Origin of the sequence: Pedobacter gandavensis (assembly GCF_014172405.1) — a bacterium.
Classification (GTDB): domain Bacteria; phylum Bacteroidota; class Bacteroidia; order Sphingobacteriales; family Sphingobacteriaceae; genus Pedobacter; species Pedobacter gandavensis.
The window spans coordinates 1-16,656 of record NZ_WNXC01000008.1; the positions used below are offsets into that span (position 1 = coordinate 1).

14 protein-coding genes and 1 rRNA gene are annotated in these 16,656 nt (G+C 39.2%); 7 read left to right on the plus strand and 8 right to left on the minus strand.

What is annotated here, in order from left to right:
• Positions 1-3 precede the first annotated feature (3 nt).
• From rrf to GM920_RS18760, 5 genes are all read left to right on the plus strand, one after another.
• Positions 4-115, plus strand: a 5S ribosomal RNA gene (rrf, locus tag GM920_RS18740).
• A gap of 235 nt (positions 116-350) precedes the next feature.
• Complete coding sequence (gene nagA / locus GM920_RS18745) at positions 351-1,457, plus strand: N-acetylglucosamine-6-phosphate deacetylase (protein WP_182960355.1); 1,107 nt, start codon at positions 351-353, stop codon at positions 1,455-1,457.
• A gap of 38 nt (positions 1,458-1,495) precedes the next feature.
• Positions 1,496-2,203, plus strand: coding sequence for a UMP kinase (gene pyrH, locus GM920_RS18750; protein ID WP_062550771.1), 708 nt, complete (start codon positions 1,496-1,498; stop codon positions 2,201-2,203).
• Positions 2,204-2,243: 40 nt separating this feature from the next.
• The gene (gene frr, locus GM920_RS18755; protein ID WP_182960357.1) at positions 2,244-2,807 is read left to right on the plus strand and encodes a ribosome recycling factor; all 564 of its coding nucleotides are present in this window, start codon (positions 2,244-2,246) and stop codon (positions 2,805-2,807) included.
• An 86-nt stretch (positions 2,808-2,893) separates the two neighbouring features.
• Complete coding sequence (locus GM920_RS18760) at positions 2,894-4,642, plus strand: ABC transporter ATP-binding protein (protein WP_182960359.1); 1,749 nt, start codon at positions 2,894-2,896, stop codon at positions 4,640-4,642.
• 37 nt (positions 4,643-4,679) lie between these two features.
• Here GM920_RS18760 and GM920_RS18765 read toward each other — a convergent pair whose 3' ends face one another.
• The 6 genes from GM920_RS18765 to GM920_RS18790 all read right to left on the minus strand — a co-directional run bounded on the left by GM920_RS18765 (position 4,680) and on the right by GM920_RS18790 (position 11,244).
• Positions 4,680-5,954, minus strand: a complete 1,275-nt coding sequence (locus tag GM920_RS18765) for an MFS transporter (protein WP_182960361.1) — start codon at positions 5,952-5,954, stop codon at positions 4,680-4,682.
• 62 nt (positions 5,955-6,016) lie between these two features.
• The gene (locus GM920_RS18770) at positions 6,017-6,649 is read right to left on the minus strand and encodes a thiamine phosphate synthase (protein WP_182960363.1); all 633 of its coding nucleotides are present in this window, start codon (positions 6,647-6,649) and stop codon (positions 6,017-6,019) included.
• A gap of 6 nt (positions 6,650-6,655) precedes the next feature.
• The gene (locus GM920_RS18775; protein ID WP_394367965.1) at positions 6,656-9,085 is read right to left on the minus strand and encodes a TonB-dependent receptor; all 2,430 of its coding nucleotides are present in this window, start codon (positions 9,083-9,085) and stop codon (positions 6,656-6,658) included.
• Between the two features lie 444 nt (positions 9,086-9,529).
• On the minus strand, positions 9,530-10,060 hold the full coding sequence (locus GM920_RS18780; protein WP_182960367.1) for an AAA family ATPase: 531 nt from the start codon (positions 10,058-10,060) through the stop codon (positions 9,530-9,532).
• Positions 10,044-10,661: a nicotinamide riboside transporter PnuC gene (gene pnuC, locus GM920_RS18785; protein WP_182960369.1), complete on the minus strand. Its 618-nt coding sequence runs from the start codon at positions 10,659-10,661 to the stop codon at positions 10,044-10,046. The genes GM920_RS18780 and pnuC overlap by 17 nt, the downstream gene beginning before the upstream one ends.
• 58 nt (positions 10,662-10,719) lie before the next feature.
• The gene (locus tag GM920_RS18790; protein ID WP_182960371.1) at positions 10,720-11,244 is read right to left on the minus strand and encodes a hypothetical protein; all 525 of its coding nucleotides are present in this window, start codon (positions 11,242-11,244) and stop codon (positions 10,720-10,722) included.
• 355 nt (positions 11,245-11,599) lie between these two features.
• On the opposite strand from GM920_RS18790, the gene GM920_RS18795 reads away from it, so the two are divergent.
• Positions 11,600-11,917, plus strand: a complete 318-nt coding sequence (locus GM920_RS18795) for a carboxypeptidase-like regulatory domain-containing protein (protein ID WP_182960373.1) — start codon at positions 11,600-11,602, stop codon at positions 11,915-11,917.
• A gap of 233 nt (positions 11,918-12,150) precedes the next feature.
• On the plus strand, positions 12,151-14,967 hold the full coding sequence (carB, locus tag GM920_RS18800; RefSeq protein ID WP_182960374.1) for a carbamoyl-phosphate synthase large subunit: 2,817 nt from the start codon (positions 12,151-12,153) through the stop codon (positions 14,965-14,967).
• Positions 14,968-15,051: 84 nt separating this feature from the next.
• Here carB and GM920_RS18805 read toward each other — a convergent pair whose 3' ends face one another.
• On the minus strand, positions 15,052-16,011 hold the full coding sequence (locus GM920_RS18805) for a DUF3137 domain-containing protein (protein ID WP_182960376.1): 960 nt from the start codon (positions 16,009-16,011) through the stop codon (positions 15,052-15,054).
• A complete protein-coding gene (locus tag GM920_RS18810) occupies positions 16,011-16,568 on the minus strand; it encodes a LemA family protein (RefSeq protein ID WP_182960377.1) in 558 nt (185 codons plus the stop codon). Before GM920_RS18810 ends, GM920_RS18805 begins: the two co-directional genes overlap by 1 nt.
• Between the last annotated feature and the right edge of the window lie 88 nt (positions 16,569-16,656).

The window sequence follows — 16,656 nt, forward strand, 5'->3', positions numbered from 1 at the left end:
TATTTAGGTGCCTATATCGGCGGTGTCTACCTCTTCCCATTCCGAACAGAGAAGTCAAGCCCGCCAGAGCCGATGGTACTGCGGTAACACGTGGGAGAGTAGGTCGGTGCCAAATCTTAAAGTAAGCCTGTAGGAAACTACAGGCTTTTCTTGTATATAACCTTTTTTCTATCGGTTTAGTTCCCGGCTGTTTTATTCGATAATCTGTTAGCCTTTGAATTAGCTGATTCCAGTCGGGTGTTCCAGCATATCTCAGATAGTGCTTTTTAGCTCATTCCTTTTTTCTTGTTTCAATTCTATTGATATCTAAAGTCAGCGCTTATCTTTGGTAATCCTAAATACATCCAATTATGATTGCAATAACCAATAGTCAGTTTTTTAGTGACGATCTCCTCATAAAAGGTCAAACCATTTTTATTGAGAATGGAAAGATTAGTCGGATTTCAGATGAGATCATACCAGAAAGCTATCAAATTATAGATGCCTCTATGAATTATGTCTGTCCTGCGTTTATTGACCTTCAGATTTATGGGAGTGGTGGAAATCTCTTTTCCGCTTATCCCACAGCAGAAACTTTAAGACAGATGGACGAAGACCTTTTGTCTAAAGGAACAACCAGTTTTTTGGCCTGTGTCGCAACAAATAGTCCGGAAGTAGTTTATCAATGCTTAGATGCAGCAAAAGCTTACCGTAATGAGGCTAAGGGCTTCTTAGGACTCCATCTGGAAGGACCTTACATTAATCCTAAACGTAGAGGAGCACATATTGAAAAGTATATTTACAAAGCGACTTTGGAAGAAGTAAAGGAATTGTTGGACTATGCTGATGGTACGGTTAAAATGATGACCATAGCGGCTGAGTTACAAGATAACGAGGTAATTAATTATTTAGTGGATCAGGGAATCATTTTGTCATTAGGGCACAGTGACGCTGATTTTAAGCAGGCTACAGCGGCTTATAACAGCGGATTTAAGACAACTACACATTTGTTTAATGCAATGCCTTCAATTCATCATAGGGCTCCTAATTTGCCTGTAGCGGTGATGAATCACCCAACTGCAATGGCTAGTATTATAGCCGATGGCTGTCATGTTGACCTGGAGGTGGTGAAGATGACTTATAAGGCTATGAAAGATCGTTTGTTTCTAATTACAGATGCAGTAACGGCATGTGGAATTGGACCTTATCAACATGAATTGAGAGGAGATAAATTCGTTACCGCTGATGGGACTCTGTCCGGCTCAAATATCACGCTCTTACAAGCGGTTCAGAACTGTGTCAAACATTGCGATATTCCAGCAGGAGAAGCCTTTAAGCTCGCTTCAAAAAATCCGGCACTATTAATGGGTATTTTAACAGAAAAAGGGACATTAGATGTAGGTAGCGATGCTGATTTGCTGTTTTTATCTAGCGAGCTTGACCTAAATAAAGTTTTTGTAAAGGGATTGCACATTTGAACCCTGATTAATTAAAACAAATAGTTATTTTTGGACTCATGAAGTATAAACGGATTCTCCTGAAATTAAGTGGCGAGTCGCTGATGGGCGATAAACAATATGGCATTGACAATGAGCGGGTTAGACAGTACGCTGAAGACATTAAAGCAGTACATGATGAAGGCCTTGAAATAGCAATAGTTATTGGAGGTGGTAATATTTTTAGAGGTTTAAGTGCCGAAAAATCCGGCATGGACCGTGCACAAGCTGATTATATGGGAATGTTGGCGACTGTAATCAATAGTATGGCACTTCAAGATGCATTAGAAAAAGTGGGGCTTAAAACCCGCCTGCTTACCGCAATTAAAATGGAACAAATTTGCGAGCCATTTATCCGTAGAAGAGCAGTGCGTCACCTTGAAAAAGGCCGTGTAGTAATCTTTGGTGCTGGAACTGGTAACCCTTATTTCACAACAGATTCTGCGGCAGCTTTAAGAGCAATCGAGATTAAGGCAGATGTAGTCTTGAAAGGAACACGCGTTGATGGTATTTATACTGCTGACCCTGAAAAAGATCCAACAGCTACTAAATATGAAAAGATTTCTTTCAAAGAAGTTTACGATAAAGGATTAAATGTAATGGATATGACAGCCTTCACCCTGTGTGAAGAAAATGAACTTCCAATTATCGTTTTTGATATGAATAAGACAGGTAATTTTATGAAAATTGCCAAGGGTGAAGAGATTGGTACACTTGTTAAGGTCTGATTCTAATAAATTTTATATTTTTGGTTAAATTTTACAAAACATGAATGACCTCATAAAGAAACAACTACAAGATGCTCAGGCAAACATGGACAAGGCTATTGACCATTGTGAAGCTGAATTGACAAAAATCCGTGCTGGAAAAGCCTCCGCAGGGATGTTAGACGGCATATTTGTAGATTACTATGGTAGTGCTACTGGCTTATCTCAAGTGGCAAGTATCAACACGCCAGATGCACGTACTATTCTCGTTCAGCCTTGGGAAAAAAACATGTTAGTTCCTATTGAGCGCGCCATCATGGAAGCAAACATTGGAATTAATCCTCAGAATGATGGTGTAGTGATCCGTCTGGTTGTTCCTCCACTAACGGAAGAACGTAGAAGAGATCTTGTTAAAAAGGTAAAAGAAGAAGCGGAACGCGGGAAAATTACTATACGTAATATCCGGAAAGATGCCAACGAGAAAATTAAGAAACTAAAAGGTGAAAGCGTCTCTGATGATGAAATCAAAACTGGAGAAGGTGAAGTACAGAAAATAACCGATGCATACATAATCAAAGTTGATAAACATGCAGAAGCAAAAGAAAAAGATATCATGACGGTTTAAGACCAGATTTATAATTTACTTGTAATTTAAAGGGAATGGGGCGAATGCTTCACTCCCTTTATTTATTTTTGGCTAGATTTAAATAAATGAAATTACTACTTGAATATTTACATGGCCATAAATGGGTGGTTGCATTAGCGCTTTTATTGGCTGCAATCAATATTGGCTTTTCCTTACTAGACCCCTACATCACAGGAAGAATAGTGGATGAGTTTATTCAAAAGAAGGATGTGCTGAATAGAAGTGAGTTCGTTTGGGGAGTACTCGGATTAGTTGGCCTAAGTGTAGGTGCAGCTATGGTGTCGAGAATCGCCAAAAATTTTCAGGATTACTTTACTAGTATTGTTGTACAAAAAGTTGGCGCAAGTATGTATGCCGATGGACTTAAACACTCTCTTGAATTGCCTTATCAGGTATTCGAAGATCAGCGAAGTGGAGAAACACTTGGGATCTTACAAAAGGTAAGGCTTGATTCTGAAAAATTTATTACAGCGTTTATTAGCATTCTCTTCGTCAGTCTGATTGGGATGGTATTTGTAATCGTTTATTCGGTTACAGTAAGTTATAAGGTGACACTAGTCTATTTCTCTGCAATTCCAATCATCAGTTTCGTGAGTTGGTACTTAAGTAGAAAAATCAAAACTATTCAAAAGACTATTGTTGCTGAAACAACTGCCTTGGCAGGTTCAACCACAGAATCTTTGAGGAATATAGAACTGGTGAAAAGTCTCGGCCTTGCCAACCAGGAGATAGAGCGGTTGAATAGAACGACTTATAAGATTTTGGGATTGGAATTAAGAAAGGTTAAATATGTAAGAAGCATGAGCTTTGTGCAGGGGACAACGGTCAATTTTGTCCGTAGTACTATGGTCGTGGTTTTATTGATTCTTATCTTTGAAAATACAATTTCTGCAGGGCAATATTTTTCTTTCTTATTCTATTCTTTCTTTCTCTTTGGGCCTTTACAGGAACTTGGAAATGTAATTCTTTCCTGGAGGGAAGCAGAGGTTTCTCTTGGAAATTTTAAGAAAATTTTAAGTACACCAATAGATGAAAAACCCATAAATCCAGTTCAATTAGGGAAAATTACCAGTCTTGAGTTTAAAGATGTAAACTTTAGACACCTAACAGGTAAGCATAATGCCTTGAATGATATTAATTTCCGTACCCATAATGGGGAGACAATTGCATTTGTGGGACCGTCTGGATCTGGAAAAACTACCTTGGTTAAGCTATTGGTTGGTCTTTACCAGCCAATAGAGGGTGATGTTTTGTATAATGATACCTCCAGCAAAGCAATTGATTTGGATATGCTGAGAGAAAAGATCGGTTTTGTAACTCAGGATACTCAATTGTTTTCTGGAACAATTCGTGAAAACCTACAGTTTGTGAGACCCGAGGCAACTGATGAAGATTGCTTGAGGGTGATGAAACAGGCTGCCTGTAATAACTTGTTGGCACGTGCAGATAAAGGTTTGGATACCGTGATTGGTGAAGGTGGGGTGAAGGTTTCCGGAGGAGAAAAACAAAGGTTATCTATTGCCAGAGCATTATTGCGAAGACCAGATATTCTGGTTTTCGATGAAGCGACCTCTTCTCTAGATTCTTTAACAGAGGAAGAGATTACCGCAACGATTCGTGATATTTCGTTACAAACGAATCATATTACGATTTTAATCGCCCACAGACTTTCTACGATTCGCCATGCAGACCGAATTTTTGTTTTGGAACGTGGACATATTATTGAGCAGGGTAAACATGAAGACTTATTGGCCGAAACAGGGTTGTATTATGCCATGTGGAGACAACAAGTTGGTGAAAGGGTAGAATACTAGCTTCATGGAATATCCATAAGCTTAGAAAGGGATGTGGTTAATTTTGTTGGTCATTTATCTCCTGTAAAGTTAACTTCATCATTCCTTTGGTTTTCATGTAGGTGATTCCGGCTACTAAGATGGTCATGCTTCCTCCGAACACAACTGCAGGGACAGTTCTCATAAGCTTCGCTGTTAGACCTGATTCAAACGCTCCAATCTCATTAGAAGAGCCAATAAACATACTGTTTACTGCGGATACCCTACCGCGCATTTCATCAGGGGTGAGTAATTGCATAATTGTAGAGCGAATAATAACACTGATGCTGTCGAAAGCACCTTCCATGAATAAAAACACAAGGGTAAGGTAGAAATTTTTTGATAAGCCATAGCAGATAATACTTGTTCCAAATCCAGTTACTGCAATCAGTAGGTTTCTCCAGGGTTTGTTCATTGGAGAGAAACGGGTCATGGCCAACATAGTGATCACTGCACCACTGGACGCAGCTGCACGCATAAAGCCCAGTCCTTCGGAACCAACATTCAAAATGTCATTGGCAAATACAGGAAGTAAAGCCACTGCTCCGCCGAAGAAAACGGAGAAGAGATCTAAGCTCATCGCGCCCAACATCATTTTATTTTTAAAAACAAAGTGAACGCCCTCAGTTAGACTTTTCACGATGCTCTCTTTAGGGATATAGGTAGGATGATGAGGTCTTAAGAAAAAGATGCAGATAAGGGCAATGCCGATTAAAGTAAGTATAACACAGTATGTCGCAGTAATGCCATAGAATCCATAGATCAAACCACCTACGGCTGGGCCTAAAATGGATGCGGCCTGCCAGCTGGAGCTGTTCCAGGTACTGGAATTTGGGTAGAGTTTTTTAGGGACGATTTGTGCCATCAGTGAGAAGGTTGCCGGACTGAAAAACCCTCTGGCAATACCAATTCCAAATACCATCAAATACATAATGGGCACGATATAGTCTACTGGGACATAAGGATGCATCCGATTGGTGGTCACGACCAGCATAATCAGTGAGCAGAGAAATACGCAGCTAAATATTTTTAGTAATATCCCTCTTTTCTCAGATTTATCGGCTACATAACCACCGTAAAGAGCAATTCCTATTGCAGGGATGGCTTCACAAAGGCCGACTAGACCGAGGGCCAATGGATCTTTGGTTAGGTGATAAATATGAAATCCAATGATGACAGCTTGCATTTGATATGCAAACGTAAAAAAGAAACGCATTCCGAGGTAAGATCGAAACTCCCTGTATCGGAGTGCGGCGTATGGATCTGGTTTTTCTAAGGGTTTATGAGCTTCCAAGAAGGTTTTTTTAACAAATGTATGTTATGATGTTTCAATAACATACACTTGCCAAAAAAATATTACATGATACTGTCATAAAATGCGCTGTAGGCAGCGCGCATATCTTCTGCTTGATTGATCGCAGAAGATGCCGCTATTCCAAAAATGCCAGTCAGCATTAATGGATCTATATCACTTAAGGTGACTCCGCCAACAGCAAGTACAGGTAGATCAATTTCTTTCGCTTTTAGCGCTTTTATTGCCTTTTCATATCCTGAAACTCCTAATAATGGAGCATTGTTCGGTTTTGTTGTGGTTGTGAAAAATGGTCCGAATCCGGCATAATCAACCCCTTCTGAAGCTAATCTGATTAAACCTTCTAGTGTGTTAGATGATCCACCAATAGTGATCGCTTCTCCCAATTGCTTACGAATCTTCACAAAATCAGCATCCATATCTTCTATGTGAAAACCTTGAATGTCTGCTTTTCCATTTAGATGAATATGATCTGTAACGATCAGGGTAGCCCCCCAATCATCACAAATTGCTGCAATTGCATTTATATCGTTTAAAAGTTCCTCATCGTTTTTAGTTAGACAACGGTACTGAATCCATTTTGCCCCGGCGCTGCAGGCAATATTTGCCTGCTCAATATGGCTATGCTGATGGATATCGTGAGTTATGAATTGTAGCTTTTCGATGAATTTCTTCATAAGGTGTTAAAATTTGAAATTTAGCGAAAGTAAAAAATTAGTTCCGGCCTGGGCGTAATAAAAATTCTCTGTAGTGATATTACCTTGGTAAGCACTGCTATAGGTATAACCATTACTTTCGTATTTTTCATTGAAGATGTTGTTCACCAGTAGCCCAATATTGATGTTTTTAATGCCTTTAAGCTGGAAATCATAACCTATTCTTGCATTGTTTACCCAATAGGCATCTAGTTTTCTACTTTCATTCTGCGTATTGTCCAGGTATTGTTTACCCACAAATTTGCTTTGTAAAGCGGCCGCAAAACCTTTAAATGGTTTATAAACCAGCTCTCCTGCAATGACAGATTTTGGAGAGAAAGAGATATCTGTGTTTTTGTAGTTGGAAGTGATCAGGGTTTCTGAACCATCATCTTCATATTGGGTTACATAATTAATATAGTTCTGGATTTTATTCCTGCTAAATGCGGCATTGGCATTGATGGCAAATTTTGAGCTTAGGATGTAAGAAGCATCTAATTCAACCCCTGTACGGTAACTTTTATCTACATTCTGACGGTAAGCATCTGCAAATTCATTGATCTCTCCTGTAAAGATCAATTGATCTTTATAGAACATCCCATATGCATTCAGGCCCAGGTTAAGCCTGTTTTCTTTATAACGGTAACCTACCTCGAGATCATGAAGGCGTTCTGATTTTGGCGAAGGTAAACCTACTTTTAAGTTGGTGAAATCATCACGATTAGGTTCTTTATTTGCCACACTAAAGGAAGTGTAAACATTGCTTTTCTCATTTAAGAAATAAGTAGCCCCTACTTTAGGGTTGAAAAAATGGTAGGTATTGTTGAAATCAAGTTCTCTCAAGTTTTTATCTTTTCCAGTGATTTTATAGTCGACAGTCCGGTATTGGAGGTCGGCAAAAAGACTCAATTGATCAATTGGGCTATAGCTGACTTTACCAAAGGTGTTAAAATCATTTTTGTTTCCTTTACCATCATAATAGTGGTCGGTATTGTTGCTGGTGGAAGGATATTTCGCCCATATTACTTCTCCGAAATGTTTTCCTCTATATTCATTATAGGCTCCTCCAAGCGTGAAATTCAAGTTAGCTTGTGGCTTATAGCTGAATGCATAAGTAGCGCCATAGAAATCATTATCTAACCAACGGCGGCGAATCAAATCCGTTCTTTTTTGAAGCGCTCCATCTGCATTCATCGGGGGTAAACCGTATTTACTTAGTTTTTGATCGAATTTAAACTCTTCAAAATAACCTTTCCCATCGGTATAATGTAGGGCTGCATTGAATGAGAACTGTTCGTTAATCTGTTTGGCATAAAGTGCCTGATAATGATTTTGAGCGTAGTTATCGGTCTGATCTTTATAGGTGAACGAGTTGTAGGTTCTGTTTCCGGAATTTAATAGATTCTGTTTTTGTATTTCATTAAATCCCTGGCGATTGCTGAAGTCGAGCATTCCCTGTACATCACCTTTTAATCGAGCTTCAGGAATACCATCCCAGGCCTGGTAAGTCTTTTCTATTCCGGAGAAAACGTTCAGGCGAAGTAATTCATTTTTACCATAGTAAGCACCGGAAAGGTAGTAAGATTTTAAATTTGAGGCTGCACGGTCAATAAACCCATCAGATATGATTCTGGAAAGGCGGCCATCGAAACTCCATTTATTGTCAATCAGTCCTGTTCCCAACTTTACGGTATTTTTTAGCGTATTGAATGAACCGTATGTATTGTTTAATTCTGTGTAAGCGACTTCTGAGGGAGCGCTGGTCTGAATATTTAAGCTTCCACCAAAAGCTCCGGCACCATTTGTAGAAGTACCTACACCACGCTGGATTTGTACATTTTCGATAGAAGAAGCAAAATCCGGCATATTTACCCAGAATATGCCCTGACTTTCACTGTCATTGTAAGGAATCCCATTAATAGTCACATTGATTCTGCTGGCATCACTACCTCGAATTCTGATGCCAGTATAGCCTACACCGGCACCGGCATCGGAGGTTACCACTACTCCGGGGGTATTGTTTAAAATAAACGGCAGATCTTGTCCAAAGTTGTTCTCTTGAATTTCAGCTTTGCTGATGTTTTTATAAGTAGTGGCAGATTTATCGTTGGCACGCGTGGCGGTAACGATCACTTCATCTGCAAGAAAAGCAGCGGGTTTAAGGCCGATGTTTTCCAGCATATCAGATTTTAGTTCCAGGTTTTTCTCGGTCGTCTGATAACCAATAAAACTTACCAACAGCGTATAACTTCCTGCTTTAAGATTTTTTAGCTGGTATTTTCCCTGACCGTTTGCGGTGACCCCAAAAGATTTTCCTTTAAGTCGGATGGTTGCACCCGGTAATGCCTGATGGTTTGTTTCGGACACAACTCCCGAAATCGTAAACTGTGCCTTTGTTAAAACAGGCAACAACAACATAGCTAGCGCTATGGTCAATAATTTTTTCAATTTTTTGTTTTTTTAGTTAAACCACTGTAAGTAGGGGCACTTACAGCCCAGTTAAACTCCATAACTCCAATCCCTCCGCCGGCATTATCCGGATCAGGTGCATATATCGGTTTTTCGATATAATGGGTATGCTCTCAGCCTGTTTTTGTGTTTTTTACAAAACAAGGCACCCCTTTTTGATGAGGCAAAGGTATTGATAAAAATTGAATCTCTTATAGTGGAAGACTTGTTACGGATTTTTATCCTGGATTTTTGCTGAAAGAAGGGTTAATTATGGCAATCTGACTGGGTTGGGAAGTAAGAGGCAGAGGACTGAAAAACAAATGATAGCATAATGAAAATTACAGTCCACATAAATGAAAAGTTCTCTTTTGAAATGGCTCTAGAAAGATTCAGCTACCTTTTAGAAAAGATCTACTGTTCTTTTAAAAAAGACGCCACAGCGGCAATGGCATTGCTTAATCTTTCCTCTGTTCCATTAATCACGACATAATTTGCAGTTAAGTTTTGTAGTTCCTGATGCCATACCTGCATGAAATGTTCCCGTTTATGGGGGAAATCACGAAGTGGATCTTCTTGCCAGGGCAGGTCAATGTCCATAAGAAGATATAAATCATAGGTATGAAGGGGCAGTGCATTTAGCACTATTTCCGGCGTGTTTCCAAATACCTCATCACTCCAGACTTTTACCGTAATAAAAGTAGTGTCACAAAAGATCAGGTCTTTTTCTGCGATGGCGAGTATGGATTCTTCCAGAGCTAATTGTCCGTGATACATATTTACTTCATCCTGTAAGTTGCAGGGGTTCGTTAAAGCAGCACAATAATAACGTGCATATTCGGGTACCCAAAGCGTCTGGTAATGTTTGGCAAGTTGTTGTGCAATAGTTGATTTTCCTGTGCTTTCCGGGCCAACGATGGCGATTTTTTTAATTTGTTTGTTCACGGTACGTTTTCCTCCAGTCTATATATCCTTTGATGGCAATGACGACCAGGAAAGCATAAAATATGGCACTTAAATTTAGATTTTTGTAAATGTATAATGGGATATAGCAAAGATCGACGACAATCCAAAGAATCCAGTTTTGCAGGATTTTTCTGGTCAGCATTAGTTGTGCGACAAAGCTTAGTGCGGTACAAAATCCATCTTCGTAAGGCACATTGGTATCTGTAAAATGGTTCAGAAACAGTCCGAGCGCAAAAGATAAAATGATCACGGATCCAATGGCCAGCCACCAACCTTTTTTCGATAGCTTGGTTACGGGCTTATCATGAACCTGCTTTTTTCTGATCCAGAAATACCAGCCATAGAAGGCGGTAAAAAGGAAGTAGAACTGTAAGGCCATGTCACCATACATCTTCGCGTCTAAGAATACCCAGGCATAAGCGATGACACTGATGATCGAAATAGGCCAGCTCAGGACATTTTCTTTTGTGGCTAGGTAGATGCAAATAAATCCGGATACTACCCCAAGCCATTCCAGCCAGGTGGTATGAATAAATTGATCAGCAATTAGCTGAAAAAACGAAGACTCAAGAAGTAACATGAACCAAAAGTAGTTATCCTAAAATTATTTGCATCATAAAAGCTGTACAGGAATGCCGTTAATTGTTTGTTTTTGGAGAAGTGTTAAAGCTCAAAGACACACGAACGCTAACATCGGTTGTCGTTTTTTCTCTTAATACATACTCCATTCTGATACTCAGATTAGTTCCTTTCACATAATTATCCAGGAAACGGGAATTGTCAATATCCAAAACCAAACCTGTACCAATATTTTGTTGTACATCAGTCCTGGAGGCAACCATTACTTCTTCGCCTTTTTCATTGGCTACATAAAGTTTCACAGATTTGAACATGCCTAAACTTTTGCTGGCAGGATTACTCGCTTCCATTTTTGCAGAGGCGATTCTGATCTCTTTTACATAATTTGTGCCGTTTTGATTTCCAAAAACCTGGTCGAAGCTCGTTGCGGCAGAGCTTGTAGAGATCGTTGAATTGCTTTTTGTGCCTGCTGGAATAACTACCGTTGCATTATAAGGGAACGAAGATTTTATCAGGGATTGTACTGTAGCACAGCTGGAAAGCATGACAACTGCTGCGACTACTACAGGGAATAATTTTTTCATTGGATTATACATTGTTCTCATTTGATATGGCATATTTCAGATAGGAACGGCAAATGTTGTTCCAAATTGCGAGACAGGGCATTTTATGGCTCCAAATAAGAATAGAATAGTGACTATTGATTGTCGAAGTTTATCATAGACCGCTGTTTATTTCATGAGAACATACACTAAAATAAGGATAAACCGTTTAAAATAAATGGGGGAATTATTAGTTTAGTATTTAAACTACTATAATGACATGTTAATCCAGAAAATTCATTCAGCTCTTGGCGGATTAAAACATAATTCTGTACCACTTGTAGTTATCATAGTATAAAAGTAAAATCTATATATTTTAAATCTAAAATTGATCATAATGAAGAGGCTTAAATTGAATTTTATCGTATTAGCAGGACTTTCATTTGGTTTACTGGCATTCAACGCCATCAGAGAAGGCGGCATTCAGGGGAAAGTAAGTCCTGCTGAAGGAGCTTCTCAGGTATTGGCCATTGCGGGGAGAGATACTTTGCGCGCAACAGTTAATAATGGAAGTTTTATTTTTAGTAGGGTTAAACCACAAACTTACACCATAATGGTAAAGGCAAATCCACCTTATAAAGACACTTCTGTGGAGAATGTTGCAGTGGTGGATAGTGCTACAACAGATGTTGGAGAGATCAAATTGCTGCAGTAATTTATAAGTAAATGATTAAAGGGGCTTTAGGCTAATTTCTAAGACCCTTTTTTATTTGAACTGTTTTTTTAAAAACAGCATAATTTTAAGGAGTAAAAACGTAACTTTGCATCCCGACGGAAGAGTCGGGATATTCCCCTCATACAGCAGAGAAAATCTCTAGACTATTCTGGTCTTTTAGAATGCAATTTTTACCAATTTCACTTATATAACTTTAGACTTTTTAAAGCCTTATGCCTAAAGACACCTCCATACGCTCAGTATTAATTATCGGATCGGGACCTATTATCATTGGTCAAGCCTGTGAATTTGATTATTCAGGATCTCAAGCTGCCTTATCCTTAAAGGAAGAGGGGATTGAAGTTTCGATCATCAACTCTAATCCTGCAACCATCATGACCGACAAGGTGATTGGGGACCATGTGTACCTTTGGCCTTTAACGGTAGACTCCATTGAGCAGATACTGATCGAGAGAAAAATCGATGCAGTTTTGCCTACCATGGGTGGACAAACCGCTTTGAACCTTTGTAAAGAAGCAGAAGAGCGTGGTGTCTGGGAAAAATATGGTGTTAGAGTAATCGGGGTAGATGTTGCCGCGATTGAGAAAACTGAAAACAGAGAAGCCTTCCGTCAGTTAATGATTGACATAGGTGTCGGTGTTGCTCCGTCTAAAATTGCAAACTCCTTCCTAGAAGGTAAAGAAGCAGCTCAGGAAATCGGTTATCCACTGGTAATTCGTCCTTCTTATACATTAGGGGGTTCAGGTGGTGGTTTCGTGCACAAGAAAGAAGAATTCGACCATGCTCTACAACGTGGATTAGAAGCTTCTCCAACGCACGAAGTATTGGTAGAGAAAGCGGTAATCGGATGGAAAGAATATGAATTGGAATTGCTTAGAGATAGCAATGACAATGTGATCATTATTTGTTCTATTGAAAACTTTGATCCAATGGGAATCCATACCGGAGACTCGATCACAGTAGCACCAGCAATGACTTTATCTGACCGTTGCTATCAGGACATGCGTAACCAGGCCATTAAAATGATGCGTGCCATTGGTACTTTCGCTGGTGGCTGTAACGTTCAGTTCTCTGTAAATCCTGATAATGATGATATTATTGCGATCGAAATCAATCCAAGGGTATCACGCTCTTCGGCATTGGCTAGTAAGGCAACAGGATATCCGATCGCAAAAATCGCTTCTAAATTAGCCATTGGTTATAACTTAGATGAGATCGAAAACCAAATTACAAAAACAACTTCCGCATATTTCGAGCCTACATTGGATTATGTAATCGTGAAAGTACCTCGTTGGAACTTTGATAAATTCAAAGGTGCGAACATGGAACTGGGATTACAAATGAAATCAGTAGGAGAGGTAATGTCTATCGGACGTACCTTCATCGAAGCACTACAAAAAGCTTGTCAGAGTTTAGAAATTGGCAGAGCTGGACTAGGTGCAGACGGTAAACATAACAGAAGCATCGAAGAGATCATGCACGGTTTGGAGCATCCAAGCTGGAATCGCTTGTTCTTAATTAAAGATGCGATGACTATGGGTGTTCCTTTGGAATCTATTCGTAAGGTAACAAAAATCGATAAATGGTTCCTTTCGCAAATTCAGGAATTAGTACACCTTGAAGTAGAGCTAAAAAGATATTCTCTGAATAACATTCCTAAAGATTTCTTCTTCACGTTGAAACAAAAAGGATTCTCTGATATCCAGATCGCTTACCTATTAGGTAATGTGACGGAAGATGAGGTATATGACCGCAGAAAATCTTTAGGCATCAAACGTGTATATAAGATGGTTGATACTTGTGCAGCAGAATTCGCAGCGCAAACACCATATTATTACTCAACATTTGAAGAGGAAAACGAATCGATCCCAACAGATAAAAAGAAAGTAGTTGTATTGGGTTCAGGACCTAACCGTATCGGTCAAGGGATTGAATTTGACTACTCATGCGTGCATGGTTTACTAGCTGCTAAAGAAAGCGGTTTTGAAGCGATCATGATCAACTGTAACCCTGAGACAGTTTCTACTGACTTTAATATGGCTGATAAGTTGTACTTTGAGCCGGTATTCTGGGAACATGTTCGTGAGATCATCGAATTGGAGAACCCGGTTGGGGTGATCGTTCAGTTGGGTGGCCAGACAGCTTTGAAAATGGCTGAAAAGCTTCATGAAAACGGCATTAAAATTATCGGTACCTCTTACAATGACATGGATGTTGCGGAAGATAGAGGTCGTTTCTCAGATTTGCTTAAAGAATTAGAGATTCCTTATCCAAGATACGGTGTTGCTGAAAACGCAGAAGAGGCGATTATTGTTGCTCAGGAAGTTGGATACCCAGTATTGGTAAGACCAAGTTACGTGTTGGGTGGACAAGGAATGAGTATCGTGATCAATGACGAAGACCTGGAGAAAGCTGTAGTTAAATTACTTGGTGATCTCCCTGGAAACCGCGTATTGATCGATCATTTCTTAGATAGAGCAGAAGAAACAGAGTCAGATTCCATCTGTGATGGTGAAGATGTGCATATCATCGGTTTGATGGAGCATATTGAGCCTGCAGGTATTCACTCTGGTGATTCTAGTGCAGTATTACCTCCATTCAGCTTATCAGAAAAGGTAATGAACGATATGGAAACTTACTCTAAAAAAATCGCGAAAGCACTTAATGTAATCGGTTTACTTAACATTCAGTTTGCAGTAAAAGATGAGAAAGTTTATGTGATCGAAGCGAATCCAAGAGCTTCAAGAACAGTTCCTTTCATTGCAAAAGCTTATGATGTTCCTTATATCAATATCGCTGCTAAAGTGATGTTAGGTGTAAACAAATTGAAAGACTTTACGATTGAAAGAAAACTGAAAGGTTATGCGATCAAAGAACCTGTATTCTCTTTTGACAAATTCCCTGAGGTGGTGAAGGAATTAGGTCCGGAGATGAAATCAACAGGAGAAGCAATCAGGTTTATCAAAGACCTGGAAGATCCTTACTTCAGAAAGTTAGTTAAAGACAAATCGATGTACTTATCGAAATAAAATAAAAAAGTCCCGAAAGGGACTTTTTTATTTTACATGATTTTTAAGGTAAGATACTTTGATTGCCTTACTTTAAAAATCATGTTAATCTCTCCCCCAGATTCGGGTATTCAAATCTAAAGTTTCAATAACCTTGTAGATATGGCGTACCAAGTCCAGGTCTTCCTTCATCAAGCCTTCGGTCATCAAGCTTTCAAATAATGGGGCTTCGAAATAATTCCTGGATAAAGGAAAGGCGATGGTTATTACATTTCCGACAAAGGAAAGGCTGATGCTATCTTCACACCTGTCATTTAGCAGGGATATAGATTCCATCATCAACGGTGTCAGAATGTACCTCGCTTCTATCTGATCCGAAGAATAGGTAGCAAAATGCTTTTCAAATTCGGGATTTTCTAATCTAACACGCTCTTTTGCGCCTGAAAAAAACGGAGTATTGCTCCCAAACCATTCCGCAACATCACTTCCAAAGGCTTTGGATTGAACCACTGTTAGCTCTTTAAAGTTCTTGTTAAAATCGGCTTGAAAGATCACGCCGCAAAAAAGTTCATGCCAGGTTTCTTGGGTCGTACCTTTTTTAGTGATTGTGAGTTCTTTATACTGCGCGTGTACTTCCGAAAAGCTAAATCTCGTTTTTCCAGAATTACCAGATACCCGGTCTTCACTCCTATACTTATCAGGCCTTTTCTTGAACAATAAAGAACCGAAAAATTCATCTTCAGACAATCCTCTTTTAGGGTCTATTTCCAGGCTTTGGTCTATCATTTTTATCGCCTGTGCGACTAACTTTTGTTTAAAATCCAGGCGATATTGATCTACTGCTCCCGAATTTACCGATATTGCTATGAAACCAGCAAAAAAACAAATGATGCCAATAGCGATAAGGGGGAGTATCGTAAACGTAAAGCCGAGTATAGCGATCGGTATGCCGGTAAGGCAAATTGCGAGATGAATCACTCTTTTCTTACGTAAGTTTATTCTGGTCGCTTCTAAAGCAGTCAGCACCTCCATTGTAGCGGAATCTAGGTGCGATATATTCTCCATTAGCTATTAAAGAGATCTTTTGCGTTAACGTTATTACGTTCGGTTTCTGAAATAGATAGCAATGGTTTGGCAGTATAGTTCATCATTCCTGCAATGATGCTACCGGGGAACATCGTAATTGAATTGTTGTAATCTGTAATCGATGCATTATAACTCCTTCTGGCAGCCGCAATTTGTTCCTCGCTCTCTCTCCAGGTAATTTGTAGGTTTGAAAAGCTCTGGTCTGCTTTCAAATTAGGGTAATTTTCAACATTAACCATTAGCCCTTTTATTTCATGGCTGAGTTCCTGATCTATGTTGAATTTTTCTTCTTTACTTAAGCCAGGATTGCTGATGCGGCTACGTAGGGACACAATTTTGGTCAGTATATCGCCCTCGTATTGCATATATTTTTTCACAGTTTCAACGAGGTTTGGGAGCAGGTCAAAACGCTTTTTTAGCATCACATCAATTGCCGAAAAGGCATTGTCTGTTTGATTCTTTTTGACGATAAGCGAATTGTAGATCGAGATGCAAGTAATTGCGATGACAACAAAAATGATAAGCGCAATGATCATAAAACAAAGTTAAGAGGTTGAATAAGAATGGAAGATATAAATTTTCCCTTAAGTATCCCTAATTTCAATTTTAAAGAGGATAAAAAAG